The sequence below is a fragment of the Deltaproteobacteria bacterium genome (genome assembly GCA_005879535.1).
GTDB lineage: Bacteria > Myxococcota > Myxococcia > Myxococcales > 40CM-4-68-19 > 40CM-4-68-19.
Map to the genome: position 1 here is coordinate 1 of VBKI01000010.1, position 16,617 is coordinate 16,617.

Here is a 16,617-nt window from a genome sequence, read left to right on the forward strand (position 1 = left end):
GAGAAGATGGAGAAGGTGCCCTCTGTGAAAGGAAAGAAAAGACATGAGCAGCCATGAGCAATACGCGCCGGGTGCCGCTTCTGGCGCAGAGGTTCGAAAAGACGGAGACAAGTGGACGCTCGTTCTCGCCCGCGACCTCCCCCACAATCCCAAAAACGTTTGGAAGGCGCTCACGGACCCCGAGCATCTCCGCGAATGGGCTCCATTCGATTCTGACCGGAACCTCGGTAGCGTTGGCACCGCAAAGCTCTCGACAGTGGGGGCGCCGACGCCGCATGTATCCGAGACCCAGGTGAAGCGGGCCGACGCGCCCAAGGTGCTCGAATTCACCTGGGGCGGACAGGACATCCGCTGGGAACTGGAGCCGCTGGGAGGCGGCGGCACTCGGCTCACGCTTTGGCACAACATCGACCGCGGATTCATATCGATGGGCGCTGCGGGCTGGCACATCTGCTTCGATGTGCTGGAGCGGTTTCTCGCTGGTCGGCCCATTGGACGCATCGTGGGCGCCGAGGCCATGAAGTTCGGCGGCTGGCAGCGATTGAACGCCGAGTACGCAAAGCAGTTCGGCGTTGAGACCCCCGGTTGGCCCTCTCGCCCGACCTGAGCCCTCTGGGGACTCTCGTACTTGTTCTGGCGCCGCCTGCAGGCCACGCCGGCGAGCGCCGACCGCGCGGTGTGCGATCAGGTGACGGCGCGCCGCCTCGCCGCGGACCAGGGCCCGCGACGTGCGGCCAGAGAGCGTGGCGTCACGATTTCAGGAACGACAGCAGGTCTGCGTTGATGGTCTCGGCCTGCGTGGTGGGCATACCGTGTGGAAAGCCCTTATAGGTCTTCAGCGTCCCCTTCTTGAGTAGCTTGGCGGACAGCGGACCTGCGTCGGCGTAGGGGACGATCTGGTCGTCATCCCCGTGCATCACCAGGACGGGAACCGTGATCTTCTTGAGATCGTCGGTGAAGTCCGTCTGTGAGAACGCGACGATTCCGTCGTAGTGGGCCTTGGCCCCGCCCATCATTCCCTGCCGCCACCAGTTCTGGATGATGCCCTCCGAGGATTTCGCGCCCGGCCGGTTGAACCCATAGAAAGGCCCCGCCGGAAGGTCGCGATAGAATTGCGCGCGATTGTTGGCGACCTGTGCCTGAAGATTGTCGAACACTTCCTTGGGCAGGCCCCCAGGATTGGCCGCCGTCTTCACCATCAGCGGCGGCACAGCGCTGATGATGGCCGCCTTGTCGACCCGGCTCTCGCCATGCCGTGCCAGATAATGGACCACCTCGCCGCCACCGGTGGAATGACCGACATGCACCGCATTCCTCAGGTCGAGGTGAGTGGTCACCGCCGCGAGATCGTCGGCATAGTGGTCCATGTCGTGCCCGTCGCTGGTCTGCGTGGACCGGCCGTGACCGCGCCGGTCATGCGCGATGACACGGTAGCCGCGAGTCGCGAAGAACATCATCTGCGCGTCCCAGTCGTCTGCCGAGAGTGGCCAGCCATGGCTGAAAACGATGGGCTGCCCCTTGCCCCAGTCCTTGTAGAAGATCTCAACGCCGTCCTTCGTCTTGACTTTGCTCATGGCGCGCTTTCCTTCGCTTTGGGTGGTCGCTCCTGCAACTCGGGACGCGCTGCGGAGATCAAGCCCCGCGCAGGCCGCTGTGCGTCCAACCAGGAACGTGCGTCGCGAGGCATCGTGAACCTGATGCCGCTTCGACGTTTTCGTTCCATCAGGTCATCGCCCCAGAGGCGGAACGCCTCGGACACGCGCCCGATTCAACAAGCGCCTCGATGGCCGCATGCCGGCGTGATCGCGCAGTCGATGCCCCCGGAGACCGTGAGCAAAGATGGCGCCGGCATGCTCGGCCTCAATCTGGCGGATGCAGTCGGATACACCATCGGCGCCCTTCGCCGTCTGGACGTGAAGACCGGCGACGCCACTGCCGCGCTCGAACGGCGGATCGCAGAGCGCGAACGCCGCATTGCCTAACTGGAGGCGCGCATCTCGAAACTCGAGCGGCTGCTGTCACCGGAGCTACGACAGTAATCTGGAGGCGGCCTCAAGTGCCGGAGGATGCTTATCGAGCGCCCACACCTTTAGAAGCCTCAGCTTCGTGACGCCCGGCTCGATTCTTCACTTCACCAACCGCAGCTTCTTACGTTTGCGGTGGACCTTGCCGGCCGGCTTGCGGTGGCGGTGCGCGACGATGTTACCTGTGCTCATCGAACGCCACGATTTTTGGCTCCTCTTCTTCAACATCACGCGCCCGGTATCGTGATGCACTCGAACAATGCCCAACGCCGTCCGGACGTCCGTGTACCCGGCCATAATCCTCCTTAGGCTCAGGTTACCATTGCCCGGACGTATGCACACCGGGCGCCCAATGCACGTTCGACCCCGGCTGGGAGTGCAATCGCGGTCGCCGGCCCGTACTATCGCGCCAACATGCGGACGGCCCCCGCGCTATGGCCGCGGGGGCGCAAATTCGAATCCTGCAGCGCCCACCACGATTGTCATGCGTCGTTTACGGCGCGCCCCCCGCGGGATGGAAGCGTTCAGCCGATGCCACTGGATCCTCACCGTACACCGCGCCCCCGGCAGCCACCACAGTGCCATTGCCGAGCGTCGTCAGCGTGTGGCCGTAGCGCGCCTGGGACATGCTTCCGGTGAGTGACCAAGTCTGGCTCGCGAGATCAAAAACCTCCGCGCTCGCGCGTGTCGGCGTGGGCTCGTTGCAGCACGTGTAGCCGCCGGAGATCACCGCAGCGGCGCCGCCCTGGATGACGGCGGCGCTGTGCTCACGCCGCGCCGTCCTCATCGTCTGCACGACCTGCCAGGTCTGGCTGGCGGGATCGTACAGCTCTGCGTCGGCGATGCCGCTGCAGCACCCGCCGGCACTACCGCCGGCAAGGAGTACGCGGTCCCCGTTGAGCAGGCTCGCGGTGTGGAGCGCTCGTGCTGTTGCGAGAGTCCCAACCGCCGTCCACGATTCTGTATCGGGGTCGTAGATCTCGGCCGAGGCAGTCGCTGCCGTGCCCCTGAACGTGCCGCCCGCGACAAGGACGGTGCCATCGCTGAGCAGCGTCGCGGTGTGCCACGCGTGCGCCTCTCCGAGGTCGCCGGTGATCGTCCACTCTTCGGTCGCCGGATCCCACAACTCGCTCGAAGTGAGGGACGCCTGACCGTCGACGTCGCAACACCCGCCCGCGACGAGCACCATTCCGTTCGGCAGGAGCGAAGCGGTATGCGCGTACCGTGCACTGTTGAGCGTGCCGGTCGCCGTCCACTGCCCCGTGGATGGATCGTAGATTTCCGCGAGGGCGCCATCGCCGCCACTTCCCCCGGCGACCAGCACGCGGCCGTCCGCCAGGCGCGTCGCGGTGTGCAAGTTACGCGCGCTGATCATGCTTGCGACCGTTGTCCATCCGCCCTTACCGGGATCGTAAATCTCGGCGGATGCGATCGCGGGTTGCCCGATGCCGACTCCGCCCGTGACCAGCAGGGTGCCGTCATCGAGCGGCGTCGCTGTGTGATTCCTGCGCGCTGCTGACAAGCTGCCGGCAGCGGTCCATGTGCCGGCGGTACTCGTCAACACGAAACTGTACGTGGCGGCACTTGCCGGTGCGGTTACGCTCCGCGGATTCGCCTGAGAGCCATCGCTCCAACCGCTGAATACGTATCCGTCCGGCACCGGGATCGTGAGGGTGCAGGTCGCCCCAACCGTCCAGGTCAACGTCGCCGGCGTCGCGAATGTCCCGGCATTGCAGTTCGTACCCGTTGCCGTGAAACTCGCGGCTGCTACGTTCGATGAGATCGTGACCTGCGTCGTCTGCGGCGCGGCCCCCGCGGGGTGGAAGCGTTCAGTCGATGCCACAGGATCCTGGCCGTAGACTGCGCCCCCCGCCGCCACCACGGTGCCATCGCCGAGCGTCGCCAGTGTGTGGCCGTAGCGCGCCTGTGACATGCTTCCGGTGAGCGACCACGTCTGGCTCGCGAGGTCGAAGACCTCCGCGCTGGTGCGTGTCGGCATCGGCTCGTTGCAGCACGTGTAGCCACCGGAGATCACCGCAGCGGCGCCGCCTGCGATGACGGCGGCGCTGTGCTCACGCCGCGTCGTGCTCATCGGCTGCACGGCCCGCCAGGTGTGGCTGGCGGGATCGTACAGCTCCGCGGCGGTGATGCCGTTGCAACATCCGCCGGCACTGCCGCCGGCGAGGAGTACGCGGTCGCCGTTGAGCAAGGTCGCGGTGTGGAGCGACCGCGCAGTTGCAAGGTTCCCCACCGCCGTCCACGATCCTGCGGCGGGGTCGTAGAGCTCGGCCGAAGCAGTCGACGCGGTCCCCCTGAACGTGCCGCCTGCGACAAGGACGGTGCCGTCACTGAGCGGCGTCGCGGTGTGCCACGCGTGCGGCGCGCGGAGGTCGCCGGTGATCGTCCACTGTCCGGACGCCGGATCCCACAACTCACTCGAAGTGAGGGACGCCTTGCCGTCGACGTCGCAACACCCGCCCGCGACGAGCACCATTCCGTTCGGCAGCAGAGAAGCGGTATGCGCATATCGGGCGCGGTGCAGCGCGCCGGTCGCCGTCCACCGTCCGGTCGACGGATCGTAGATTTCCGCGAGGGCGCTGAGGGCGCCACCGCTGCCGGCCCCGCCGGTGACGAGCACGCGGCCATCCGCCAGGAGCGTCGCGGTGTGCAGGTAACGGGCACTGATCATGCTTCCGACCGTCGTCCATCTATCGGTAGCCGGATCGTACGTCTCGGAAGATGCGACCGCGGGTTGCCCGATGCCGACTCCGCCGGTGACCACGACGGTGCCATCCCCGAGCAGCGTCGCCGTGTGATTCTTTCGCGCTGCTGACAAGGTGCCCGCAGCGGTCCACGTCCCACCGTCCTGCGCCTTTCCTGGTGACGGAAACAGGAGCACCATCAGGCAAAGGACCTTCAAAAGAATGACCGGCGAGGCGAGGTGCTTCATGACTTCCCTCGAAGGTGTGCCGAACCGGCGCGCATCACCGACCGCATCAAAGGTTTCGGCTCCCGCCGTGCGAAACCAATCTGGTGAAATCGTGCAATTTGACTGCATGAAATGCCGGAGTCGGATCGGGTAAACAGCTGCATCCGCATCGCTGTTGACTCACCGCGGCTTGACGTCAGAGCACGCATGGCGGCGGACGACGAGCTGCGTTCGCGCACGCTCGAAGAGGTCACGCTGGCTGCGAAAGCCTTCGTTGGCTGTTCATCAGGGCCAGCCTAATTTTGCAAGGCTCTATTTGCAAAATTGCGAAACGGCTTTCCCGTCCTGAATATGCCCGCGCTATGAAAAGCTACCAACGCTTCAATGATCGGCGGAACCAGCCAAACGCTTGTGTAGTTTAGTTTATCGTATCGACAAGCTCATTTGTAGGCCCGCTCCGTTCTCATTGTAGCCGCTTGGATCGGTGGCTGCGCGTGCATAAAAGCGTCTCGATGCAGTACACGACTGGAGCATTGCCGGAACGGCTCGAACGCCTCGCTCGAGTGCGGCGTTGGTCCTGGATATAGCTTTCGTTTATCTTTTCACGTGTAACGTAATCGAGGACGTTGATAAGGAATCGATAATTACACATCGGTGCAATCGATAGACGAAGAAGGGATGCGATATGTGCAGAAGGACATGGTCCCTTGTACTGGCGGCAGCAATCGTCCCCACCACCCTTTCCTACGCGGCCGGCTTCGGGGATCCGCTCCCTGGCCTGACGCCTGAACAACAGACCGCGTTCCAGGACGGCAAGACCGCCTTCGTCGCTGTAGAGACCGCACCCGAAGGCTTAGGACCGATTTTCAACGAGAACTCGTGCGCCGCTTGCCACGTCGGTCCCGCTGGAACGGCGGCGACGGGCGCCGTGGGCGGAACCACCGAGCGCCTCGAAACGCGGTTCGGCAAGTCGGTCTACGGCGCCTTCGACCCGCTCGCGAACAAGGGCGGCTCCTTGTTGCAAGACCATGCCATCGGCGCGGCAGCGCAATACCTCGTGAACCCGACGCCGTACTGCCTGACCTTCGTGTTCACTCCCGAAAGTGTCCCGGCCGAGGCCAATGTCGTCGCCCGCCGTCGCAGGAGCCGAAACCTTTGATGCGGTCGGTGATGCGCGCCGGTTCGGCACACCTTCGAGGGCATCTTCTATCCCGCCACCTCGGGTCAGCCGAGCCACCTCATCAATGCGGACGACGGCGAACCAGCGATCGGCCGGTTCGGCTGGAAAGCGCAGGTCCCCACGCTCCACGTGTTCAGCGGCGACGCGTATCTCAACGAGATGGGCGTGACGAACCCTTCGTTCATGGCCGAGAGTTGCCCGCAAGGAGACTGCTCCACGGCGGACGGTCATCCGCTCTCTTGCAATCCATCTCAGGGGCTCAACGACGACGGCGACGACGTCGATCACTTCACGAACTTCATGCAGCTCCTTGCACCGCCTCCGCGCGGGCCAGTGGGACCCAACCAGATCGCAGGTGAGACTGTCTTCGAGGCGATCGGCTGCGCCCAGTGCCACACCAAGACCTTGACGACCGGCGCGAGCCCGATCGCGGCGCTGGACCACGTCGATTTCCACCCCTTCTCGGACTTCTTGCTGCACGACATGGGAAGCCTGGGCGACGGCATCACGCAGAACGAGGCCACCGGACGCCTGATGCGCACGCAGCCACTCTGGGGCTTGCGCGCGCAGACCCGTTTCCTCCACGACGGGCGCGCCTTGACCATCAGCGACGCGATCACGGCGCACAAGGGCCAGGGCGCGCTGGCCGGGGAGACATTCGAGGCGCTCGATCCGGTATCGCGCGCGTTCCTGCTCGATTTCCTCAACTCGCTCTGAGCTCTCACGAGAGCAACTCCAGACGCGCGCAGGGCGGTCCCGGCGGGCTGTCGTGCGGCGTCCATTCTCCCTAACGCGCCAGCTCTTGACTTTCGTCTTATGCGCGGCGCATCGATGCGCCGCGGTCAGGGGGGGAAGGGCGACGGGGATACAAACCGCCCTTGATCCGTCCTTTGCTCCCTGCAGTTCCACTTCGCCCGCCAGGACGAAGGCGTGCTCTGCACTGAGGAGACATCCATGAGAACCATCGCATTCGCCATTGTCGCAGCGTTCGCCCTCGCCCCGTCTCTCGCCCATGCCAAGATCACCAGCGTCACCTGGGATCCTACGCGCTCGCAGTCGCCGACGTTCGGTGGCCTGAGCTTCGGCTCGGTCGGCCAGTACGAAAAGCTGCGCGGTACCGCAAAGGGTGTGCTCGACCCGAACGACCCGCGCAACAGGGTGATCACCGACATCCTCGCCGCGCGCAACGCCGACGGGATGGTCGAGTACTCGATGGATGTCTTCGTCCTCAAGCCGATCAATCTGGCGAACGGCAACCAGCGGCTGTTCTTCGATTTCAACAACCGCGGCCAGATGCGCCTGGGCAGGTTGAACCAGGTCGACCTGAACAACGAACCGACTACGGCGGCGGATGCCGGCGACGGGTTCGTCATGAAGCACGGCTTCGCCGTCGCCGCGAACGGCTGGGACTTCGGCGCGACCGGCACCGCCAACATGAAGATCTCGGTGCCCAAACTCACCGGCCTGGCGGGGCCGTCGTACGAATACCTGGTGTTCGACAACGCTACGACTACGACCGCCACACTGACCTTCCCGGCGAACACGCTCGATAAGACGTTGGCTAGACTGACGGTGCGTGCGCACCTGGACGACACGCGCAGCGACGTTGCGTGGGAATACGTCTCTGCGACCAGGATCCAGCGGCAGGGCGGCACGCCTTTCCAGCAAAGCGCGATCTACGAGTTCACCTATATCGCCAAAGATCCGGTGGTGTCGGGCGTCGGCCTGGCCGCCACGCGCGATTGGGTGACCTTCCTGCGTCACGCAACGTCTGCCGAGGGCAATCCGCTCGCGGGGCACGTGCAGCACACCTACAGCTATTCGATTTCGCAGCCCTCGCGCACGCTGAACGACTTCGTGAGGTTCGGCTTCAACGAGGATCTGCAGGGCCGGCGAGTGCTGGACGGCATCTTGAGCCACACCGGAGGCGGCAGCGGCGATCAGATCAACTACCGCTACGGCCAGACCGGCAGGACCGAGCGCAACCGTCAGAACCACCTCTATCCCGAGGGTGTCTTCCCCTTCGCGCACCAGCTGATGACCGATCAGCTGAGCGGCAAGACCGCCGGGCGCGACGAGCGCTGCACGGCGAGCAACACCTGCCCGAAGCGCTTCGAGGTGAACACGTCGAACGAGTACTGGGTCAAGGCAGGATCGCTCTTGCACGCCAACACGTACGGCGAAGACCTGAAGGACCCCGAAGACGTCCGGTACTACCTGATGTCGGGCCAGTCGCACGGCGTCGGCGACGTCACCGACCGAGGCGTCTGTCAGCAGTTCACCAACGGCGTCAGCCCCTATCGCGCGCATCGCGCGCTGCTGCTCGCGCTCGACGCATGGGTGAGCTATGGGATCATGCCGCCTAAGAGCGAGATCCCGCAAGGCGGTCATCGCGCGTGGGCGGTGACGCGTCCGGGGTTCGAGACCGGCGTGGTGCCACAGGACGAGCTCGGCTGGCCGAGCATCCCGGGCGTCATGTACACCGGGGTGATCACCACCCGGTACTTCCGCGATTTCGGTTCGGAGCTCGAAAGCGGGATTCTCTCGAGTTACCCGGCATCGCTTGTGGGTCGCCCCTCGTACCCGATCTTCGTATCGAAGGTGGACCACGACGGCAACGAGATCGCCGGCGTGCGCATGCCCGGCGTCGAGGCGCCGACGGCCACCACCACCGGCTGGGCGCTGCGCCGCGCCGAGTTCGGCGGGCCCGACGGCTGCGAGTCCGACGGCCAGAACATTCCGTTCGCGACCACGAAGAAGGAGCGCCTGCAGAACGGCGACCCGCGCAAGTCGCTGGAGGAGCGCTACAAGGACCACGACGGATACGTGAAAGAGGTCGCAAAGGCGGCCCACAAGCTGCAGAAGGACGGCTTCCTGATCGAGCAGGATGTGCAGTCCTTCATCAACGAAGCGCAGGCGAGCGACGTGCTCAGGTAATCGGGGAACCGGCACGCCGCGACCGCCACCAGCAGGATGACGAGCGCCGCCCAGGAGACTACGGAAACGGCGGCGCCCGTGCGCAGCTCGCGCCGTCGTAGGCTCCATATTTCGCCTACAGGCCCACATCTGCGCAGGTTCGCGCCGGAATGGTTTCTTGTCCGAACGCGCCGCTCCGGTATCTTCGTCGGAGGGAGGTGGCACCGATGGGCATGCGGCTCTTCTTCGTTCTCCTGACGCTCGGTGGATCGATCTACCTGTTCATGCGCGAGACGGGCGACCGCCGTTATGCCATCGGAGCGCTCGCGGCGTCGGCCTTGGGGCTGCTGCTCCAGCTGAACGTGATCTCGCTGCGCGTGTCGTACGCGCGCACCGTCGTCTGGGCGGCCATCGCCGTGTGCGCCGGGATGATCTGGAACCGCGAAGGCTCCAAGACCGGCGCGACCGTGGCCGCCGCCATGACCTTCGTCTCCACGTTGACCGTCGCGCTGGCGCTCCGGATCCTGCGCTAGATCAGGCGCGACAGCTCCTCCGGGTACGCCTTCAACAGCGTCTCTGGCGCCTTCACCGGCTGCCGTGTGACCTGTGCCTCCAGCATCAAGGCATTCGTCACCGCCTGTCCGGCGAAGTGGTTGTTGTTGACGACGTAGACGTCGGTGACGCTCGGCTCCAGAGCGAGCGCCTTCGTGCGCTCCGCCCACGGCTTCAGCTCGGCGGCGGAGTACAGGTAATCGTACCGCTCGTCGCGTCCCGCGGTCTTCCGGAACCAGTCCTTGTAATTCCGGCCGTGGACGCGGATGTAGCCCACCGATGACGTGGCGCGGGCGGAGGGTGGCAGCGAGTTGCGGAACATTGGCTGATCGAGGTTGACGATCCCGATCCGTCCCGCCGCGAGCTCCGCGTAGAAGTCCGGTTCGTTCCAGGAGATGTGGCGGACCTCAATCACCAGCGGATACTCGCGGAAAGCGCGGGCCAGGTCGCGCAGCCATTCGCGATTCCGTTCATCGTTGCGAAAGGACCAGGGAAACTGCAGCAGGACCGCGCCCAGCTTCCCCGCTGTGGCGAGAGCATCGAAGCCGGCGCGAACCGAGTCGACGTCCTCTCGCGTCCACGCCGTGTCGCGCTCGTGCGTGAAGCGCCTCCACAGCTTCGCCGTGAAGCGGAACTGGTCCCGCTCGCCAACGCGCTGCGCCCAGCCGCGCGCGACCTCGGCGGTAGCGGGCCTGTAGAACGTGGAGTTGATCTCGATGGTCTGGAAATATCGCGACAGATAGCGCAGCGGGTCAAAGCCCTTCGGCTTCGGGGCCGGATAGACCTTGCCCGCCCAGTCCGGATAGTCCCAGCCCGCCGGACCGAACCGGATGTGAGTATCAGGCTTGTCCGCAGAAAAGCGCGCCATAGATCGTGTGGATGCACATCGGGCGGAAGGGCGCAACCCGTCTGTTCGCCGTCACGGCGAGCGCTCTGTTGGCCGCCTGCGGCGGCGTCGAGACAGGCACGGGCCCGAGCGAGAAGCTGCCCGACACGCCGATCTTCTACGTCGACGCGAACAATGGCGCGGACACCAACCACGGCCGTACGCAGGCAGCGGCATTCAAGACGCTGAACCGTGCTGCCGGCGCCGTGCAGCCCGGTTGGACCGTCCAGGTGATGAACGGCACCTACACGAGCAATGGCACCGACAACCCGCTGACGATCTCGATTTCCGGCACGCCGGACGCCTGGATCACCTTCACCGCCGCCGCCGGACATCATCCGGTGATCCAGATTCCGCGCGGATCCGGCGCCTGGGCAGGCATCCACCTCTTCGGCGTCGCGTACGTGATCGTCGACGGATTCGAGGTGATCGGTCAGCGGGCCTCGATTACCGCGGAGGAGGCGGCCAGAAATGACGGTACGCAAGCGACGCTCAATCACAACTGCGTCTACATCGATGGCGTGGGTTACGCCGACGTGCACCCGCCGGTCCCCCACGACATCGTCGTCCGCAACTCGACGCTGCACGACTGCGCGGCCGCGGGCATCGAGGTGAACGTCGCGGACGCGATCACCATCGAGCACAACCGCATCTACAACAACTCCTGGTGGACGGTCTTCGGGACCAGCGGCATCGGTCTCTACCATCTCACCGACGCGCCGGGGAGCACGACCAAAAACGGCTACAAGAACTTCATCGTCGGCAATCTCTCCTACGGCAACCGCAACAACATCGAGTTCAAGGGCGACGTGCCGCCCGGAATCTACGACGGCAACGGGATCATCGTCGACGACTCGAAGCATACCCAGCGCGCGCTAGGAATCCGCGACGTCCAGGGAATCCCGTATACCGGTCGGACGTACATCGCGAACAACGTCGTGCACGACAACGGCGGCCGCGGCATCCACCTGTATCGCTCGGAGCACATCGACGTCGTCAACAACAGTTCCTGGAATGACATGCTCAGCTCCTCGGACTACATCCTGTCCGGACAGATCGACGCGCTCCAGTGCGCGGACGTGAACGTCATCAACAACGTCGCCGTGAACCTGATCGGCAAGGCGCTGACGTTCAACGACGGCAACCATTACGACTACAACCTCTGGGACGGCGCCAAAGTCCCCTTCAAGTGGAACCAGGACATCGCCGGCCAGGCGCTCTTCGTCGACCCGGCGAACAGCAACTTCGCCCCGGGCGCGGGCTCGCCCGCGCTGCGATCGGGGACGAGCGCCCTGGCGCCGGCGGACGACTTCTTCGGGAAGCCGCGTCCGGCGGGGGCCATCGATCGCGGGGCGGTGCAGGTCAGCCAATAGTCCCGACGCCGCGTCGGCAGCCGCGACATATACTGCGCCGTCATGCTCGGGCAACGGCAGGGACCGCGGGCGCGCCGCATCCTTCGCAAGGATCTGCTGGTGACGCTCGCGCCGACCGCGCTGATCATCGTGGCGGCATTCGGGATCACCATGCTGTTCGTCAAGCCGGCTCCGCCGAAGAAGCTCACCATCGCCGTCGCTCCCGACGAGGGCGGATCGCGATACTACGCGCGACGCTACCAGGAGATCCTCAAGCGCCACGGGATTACCCTCGACGTGCGGCAGACGGGCGGGTCGATGACCAACGTCCAGCTGCTCGCGGACGAAAACTCCGGCGTGGACGTGGCCCTGGTTCAAAGCGGGACCGACGCCGGCGAGCGCGCCGCGCATATCGTCTCGCTGGGCAGCATCACGTACGTTCCCCTCTGGGTGTTCTACCGGGGCGATCCACTCGACGACGTCCGCGATCTGAAGGGCCGCCGCCTCGCCGTGGGCGGAGCGGAGAGCGGTACGCGCTCGCTCGCGCTGACGCTGCTGGCTGCGAGCGGCGCCGACAAGCCGCCGACGACTCTGCTGCCCCTCGAGCGCGAGGCCGCTGTCGAGCAGCTCAACAAGGGCGCGATCGACGCCGCCTTCCTCGTGGCCCCGGCCGAAGCGCCGTCGATCAAGAAGCTGGCGGCCACTGCCGGCATCCGGCTGATGAGCTTCGCCCGCGCCGACGCCTACGTCCGCCGCTTCCCGTATCTGTCGAAGCTCGTCCTCCCCCACGGGGTCTTCGATCTCGCCACCGACGTCCCCGATCGCGACGAGGTCCTGCTCTCGCCGACCGCCAACCTCGTCGTGCGCGATACGTTGCATCCGGCGCTGGCGTACCTCCTGCTGCGCGCCGCCACCGAGGTGCACGGTGGCTCAGGGATGCTCGTCCGCGCCGGCGAGTTTCCCGCGCCGCGCGAAGCGGGCTTCGCGCTCAGCAGCGTGGCGAGGCGGTACTACCAGGCAGGCGTCCCGTTCCTGCAGCGCTACCTGCCGTTCTGGGCCGCGAATCTCGTCGACCGGCTCTGGGTCATCCTGGTGCCGATCATCGCCGTGGTGGTGCCGCTGGCGAGGATCGTTCCGGCGCTGTACCGCTGGCGCGTGCGCTCGCGCGTCTTCCGCTGGTACGCGCGGCTGAAGCAGATCGAGCTGCAGCTCGAGGAGGATCCGGGCCCGGAAATGCTCGACGACATGCTCAAGCGGCTCGAGGACACGGAGCGGGCGGTCAACCAGATTCCCACGCCGCTCGCCTACGCGGAGAACCTCTATTTCTTCCGCGAGCACGTCGACGTGGTGCGCAGGCGGATCGGCCGGCGGCTGAACGGCGATCTGACGGCGGCGGTTGCCGCGCAGGCGGAGCGTACCTCGTAGGGCGTACAGCCTCAGGCAGCGGCTGTCCGTTCATGCCGCGACAATCGGCGCCGCCATGACCATCCCATGACGAGCGACGCACAGAGTGCGCCTCATGAACGTGCTTCTGGTGCAGCCCCTCGCGCCGAAGACGTACTGGGGATTCCAATACGCGGTCGGTATCGTCGGCAAAGGCGCACCGCACCCCCCACTCGGCCTCGCGACACTCGCCGCTCTCCTGCCGGACCGCTGGAATCTCCGGATTCTCGATCTGAACGTCGCGCGATTGCGCGACGACGACCTGCGCTGGGCCGACGCGGCGCTGGTCACGGGCATGCTCGTTCACAAAGCGTCGATCCTCGATTTCATCCACCGTGCCAGGCGGGCCGGGGTCCGCACCGTGGTCGGCGGTCCGGCAGTCAGCTCGCGCCCAAACGAGTTCACGGACGCCGACCACGTCTTTCTCGGCGAGGCGGAAGGACGCCTCGATCAGCTGGTGAACGCGCTCGAGAACGGCAACGGCCCGCATGTGCTGTCCCCGCCGGACGATGCCAAGCCGGATCTTGCCACCGCCCTTCCGCCGCGATTCGATCTGCTCGATCGCTCGCGCTACACGTCGATGAGCGTGCAATCCTCGAGGGGCTGTCCGTTCCAGTGCGAGTTCTGCGACATCATCGAGCTGTACGGCCGCAACCCCCGGGTGAAGTCGCCGGCGCAGATGCTGCGGGAGCTCGATGCGCTGTACGAGCTCGGGTGGCGTGGATCGATCTTCGTGGTCGACGACAACTTCATCGGCAACCGGCGCGAGGCAGCCAAGCTGTTGCCGGAGGTCGCGCAGTGGCAGAAGGAGCACGGCCGCCCGTTCGAGCTCTACACCGAGGCGAGCGTCGACCTCGCCTCGCTGCCCGCCCTGGTCGAATCGATGGTGGAGGCGGGATTCACCACCGTATTCCTCGGCATCGAGACGCCGTCCGCAGAGTCGCTGAAGCAAACGCGCAAGCTGCAGAACCTCAAGCTGCCTCTCCAGGAGTCGGTGCTGCGGCTCACGCACGCGGGCCTGGAGGTGTACGCAGGGTTCATCGTTGGATTCGACACCGACGGCGAGCATATCTTCGAGGCGCAGCGGACGTTCATCGACGGCCTGCCCATCGCCGCCGCGATGATCGGGCTCTTGACGGCGCTGCCGAATACCGCGCTCTGGCGGCGATTGGAGCGGGAAGGGCGTCTGCGCTCCGACGGCACCGGCGATCAGTTCGGCCGCCCGAACTTCCAGCCGACCCTCGACGAGCGCAAGCTCCTCGAAGGATATCGGGATCTGTTGGCGGCCATCTACGAGCCGGAGGCCTTCTACCGGCGCTGCGAGACGCTCGTTCGCGAGCTCGGCCGTGGCCAGGGGCGCCGGCTCTCCCTCGATGGCTTGGCAATGTTCCTGCGCATTCTCATCGGGGTTGGGCTGGTGTCGTCGCGCCGACTCTTCTTCTGGCGCCTGTTTTTCAAATCGGTGACGCGTCCGTACGCGTTCGCCAAGGCGATGTCGCTCGCCGTGCAGGGAGAACACCTGATCCGCTACACGCGCGAGGACGTACTGCCGCGCATCGACCAGGCGCTGGCCGAGCTTGCGGCGGAACGCGTGCGCCGCCCGCCTGCCGTCGAGGCGCGCGCCTGACAGGAGCCTGCCTCCGGGCGAAATAGGGTCTTCGGCTGTTCGTAGGCCGCAGAGATCGGTTTCGTCCAGGAGGTTTCACCCATGAGGATCGTTCCCGCACTCACTGTGGCGCTGGCATCCGCCTGCGCCGGCACCTCGGCATCGCGCGACAACGGCGGCGCCACCTCCACGAGGGTGAGCGGCCAGTCCTGCGCCGCTCCGCTCGTCTCGTCGGTCGCCCATCGGGGGACGGAGATCTACGCTGCCCCGGACGCGAACTCTCCGCTCGTCGGAACTCTCAAGAGCGATACGCCGGTCTGCGCCCAGGCGGTCTCCGAGGGCTTCGGGTTCCGCCGGGTCAAGCTCACCGACGGGCGGACGGGATTCGTCGCGGAGCAGAGCATTTCCAACTAAAACGCATCTCATCACCCATGCTCGCGAATCACCGCTCTCAAGCGTAGTCGCTAAGCCGCCTTCGGCGGCCGCGACTAACCAGACGCCTTTCGCCCGAACAGGCGCGACATCCATCCGCCCTTGCCATCCGGTGGCTCGGGAGCGTCGAGCCGCTCCGGCTCGGCGCCGGCGGCGCCGGCGAGGCGACGCTTCACCGCTTCCGGCGAGTCCTGGGTGCTGAAGGTCGCGGTCACGGACCTGCGCGTCCCGCGTTCTTCGGCCGTCACCGTGAGGATGGATTCCGGCGAGACGGAGAAGACGATGTCGAAGACGACGCTCCCCTTGATCCCCGGCGGGATGTCGGGGACGACGAGCGTGCCGAGGTATTCGTTCTGCTGCGCGCGCTCCGCCTCGCCCTGGAAGACGGGGATCTCGAGCGTCTTCTGATTGTCCTGCGAGGTCCAGATCGAATACGCCTTCTTGTGCGGCAAGGAAGTGTTGCGCTCGACGACCTTCTTGAAACGCCCGCCCGGTAGCCCGACGCCGATGCTCATCGGCAGCACGTCGACGAGCACCATGCCGCCGATGTCGCCGGACTGCATCGAGTTTGCGAGCACCGCGGCCCCCAGCGCGACCGCTTCGTCGGGGTGGACGGCCTTCGACGGTTCTTTTCCGAAGTACTCGCGCAGCTTGGACCGAACCAGCGGCATCCGGCTCTGGCCTCCGACCAGGAGCACCTCGCCGACGTCGGCCGGCTTGAGACCGCAGTTGGTGAGCACGTCGTCGCAGACGCGGAGGGTGCGGTCGATGAGATCCGCGGTCAGCTTCTCCAGCTCGTTGCGGCTGACCTGCGTGTCGAGGTTGTAGCCCTTCTCGCCGACCATGGTGACGAAGGGCACGTTCACCTGCGTGGTCAGACGCTCCGAGAGCGCGATCTTGGCGTGCTCGGCTGCATCGGTGATGCGCTGGAGCGCGATCCGGTCGCCCTCGAAGGCGATGCCGTGCTTCCGGCGGAACCGCGCCAGCAGGTCCTGCACCAGCGCCCTGTCGAAGTCGACGCCGCCGAGAAACGTGTCGCCGCCGGTGGAGATGACCTCATAGAGGTTGCCATGCAGCTCGAGGACGCTGGTGTCGAAGGTGCCACCGCCCAGGTCGTAGACCATCACCCGCTGCTCGAGCGCGCGGCCATGCGCGAAGGCGATGGCCGCGGCGGTGGGCTCATTGACGATCCGCTCCACGTCCAGGCCGGCCAGCGCACCGGCCGCGCGCACGGCTTGTCGCTGGTTGTCGTTGTAGTACGCGGGAACGGTGATCACCGCACGCGAGATCTCCTTGC

General features: G+C 65.8%; 14 protein-coding genes. 9 read left to right on the top strand and 5 right to left on the bottom strand.

The window, feature by feature from the left end:
- The first annotated feature begins 43 nt into the window (after positions 1-43).
- Entirely contained in the window at positions 44-607 is a 564-nt protein-coding gene (locus E6J58_00610) for an SRPBCC family protein (protein TMB43903.1), read from the top strand.
- A gap of 142 nt (positions 608-749) precedes the next feature.
- On the opposite strand, the gene E6J58_00615 is transcribed toward E6J58_00610, so the two are convergent.
- From E6J58_00615 to E6J58_00625, 3 genes are all read right to left on the bottom strand, one after another.
- Complete coding sequence (locus E6J58_00615) at positions 750-1,574, bottom strand: alpha/beta hydrolase (protein ID TMB43904.1); 825 nt, start codon at positions 1,572-1,574, stop codon at positions 750-752.
- A gap of 552 nt (positions 1,575-2,126) precedes the next feature.
- Entirely contained in the window at positions 2,127-2,321 is a 195-nt protein-coding gene (locus tag E6J58_00620) for a hypothetical protein (protein TMB43905.1), read from the bottom strand.
- 196 nt (positions 2,322-2,517) lie between these two features.
- The gene (locus tag E6J58_00625; GenBank protein ID TMB43906.1) at positions 2,518-5,082 is read right to left on the bottom strand and encodes a hypothetical protein; all 2,565 of its coding nucleotides are present in this window, start codon (positions 5,080-5,082) and stop codon (positions 2,518-2,520) included.
- 799 nt (positions 5,083-5,881) lie between these two features.
- On the opposite strand from E6J58_00625, the gene E6J58_00630 reads away from it, so the two are divergent.
- The 4 genes from E6J58_00630 to E6J58_00645 all read left to right on the top strand — a co-directional run bounded on the left by E6J58_00630 (position 5,882) and on the right by E6J58_00645 (position 9,582).
- Complete coding sequence (locus E6J58_00630; protein TMB43907.1) at positions 5,882-6,112, top strand: hypothetical protein; 231 nt, start codon at positions 5,882-5,884, stop codon at positions 6,110-6,112.
- 42 nt (positions 6,113-6,154) lie between these two features.
- Positions 6,155-6,850 carry a hypothetical protein gene (locus tag E6J58_00635; protein TMB43908.1) on the top strand — a complete coding sequence of 232 codons (696 nt, stop codon included), beginning with the start codon at positions 6,155-6,157 and terminating at the stop codon, positions 6,848-6,850.
- 237 nt (positions 6,851-7,087) lie between these two features.
- Positions 7,088-9,070 carry a hypothetical protein gene (locus E6J58_00640; protein ID TMB43909.1) on the top strand — a complete coding sequence of 661 codons (1,983 nt, stop codon included), beginning with the start codon at positions 7,088-7,090 and terminating at the stop codon, positions 9,068-9,070.
- Between the two features lie 206 nt (positions 9,071-9,276).
- Positions 9,277-9,582 carry a hypothetical protein gene (locus E6J58_00645; GenBank protein ID TMB43910.1) on the top strand — a complete coding sequence of 102 codons (306 nt, stop codon included), beginning with the start codon at positions 9,277-9,279 and terminating at the stop codon, positions 9,580-9,582.
- Here the strand turns inward: E6J58_00645 and E6J58_00650 are convergent.
- Positions 9,579-10,469 carry a DUF72 domain-containing protein gene (locus E6J58_00650; GenBank protein ID TMB43911.1) on the bottom strand — a complete coding sequence of 297 codons (891 nt, stop codon included), beginning with the start codon at positions 10,467-10,469 and terminating at the stop codon, positions 9,579-9,581. The genes E6J58_00645 and E6J58_00650 overlap by 4 nt on opposite strands.
- 11 nt (positions 10,470-10,480) lie before the next feature.
- Here E6J58_00650 and E6J58_00655 point away from each other — a divergent pair, with 11 nt between their 5' ends.
- From E6J58_00655 to E6J58_00670, 4 genes are all read left to right on the top strand, one after another.
- Positions 10,481-11,860: a hypothetical protein gene (locus E6J58_00655; GenBank protein ID TMB43912.1), complete on the top strand. Its 1,380-nt coding sequence runs from the start codon at positions 10,481-10,483 to the stop codon at positions 11,858-11,860.
- A gap of 42 nt (positions 11,861-11,902) precedes the next feature.
- On the top strand, positions 11,903-13,264 hold the full coding sequence (locus E6J58_00660; GenBank protein ID TMB43913.1) for a C4-dicarboxylate ABC transporter substrate-binding protein: 1,362 nt from the start codon (positions 11,903-11,905) through the stop codon (positions 13,262-13,264).
- 94 nt (positions 13,265-13,358) lie between these two features.
- Positions 13,359-14,909, top strand: coding sequence for a DUF4070 domain-containing protein (locus tag E6J58_00665; protein TMB43914.1), 1,551 nt, complete (start codon positions 13,359-13,361; stop codon positions 14,907-14,909).
- Positions 14,910-14,990: 81 nt separating this feature from the next.
- Entirely contained in the window at positions 14,991-15,302 is a 312-nt protein-coding gene (locus E6J58_00670) for an SH3 domain-containing protein (protein TMB43915.1), read from the top strand.
- 74 nt (positions 15,303-15,376) lie between these two features.
- Here E6J58_00670 and E6J58_00675 read toward each other — a convergent pair.
- Positions 15,377-16,617, bottom strand: a 1,241-nt coding sequence (locus E6J58_00675) for a TIGR02266 family protein (protein TMB43916.1), incomplete at its 5' end; no start/stop codon positions are given.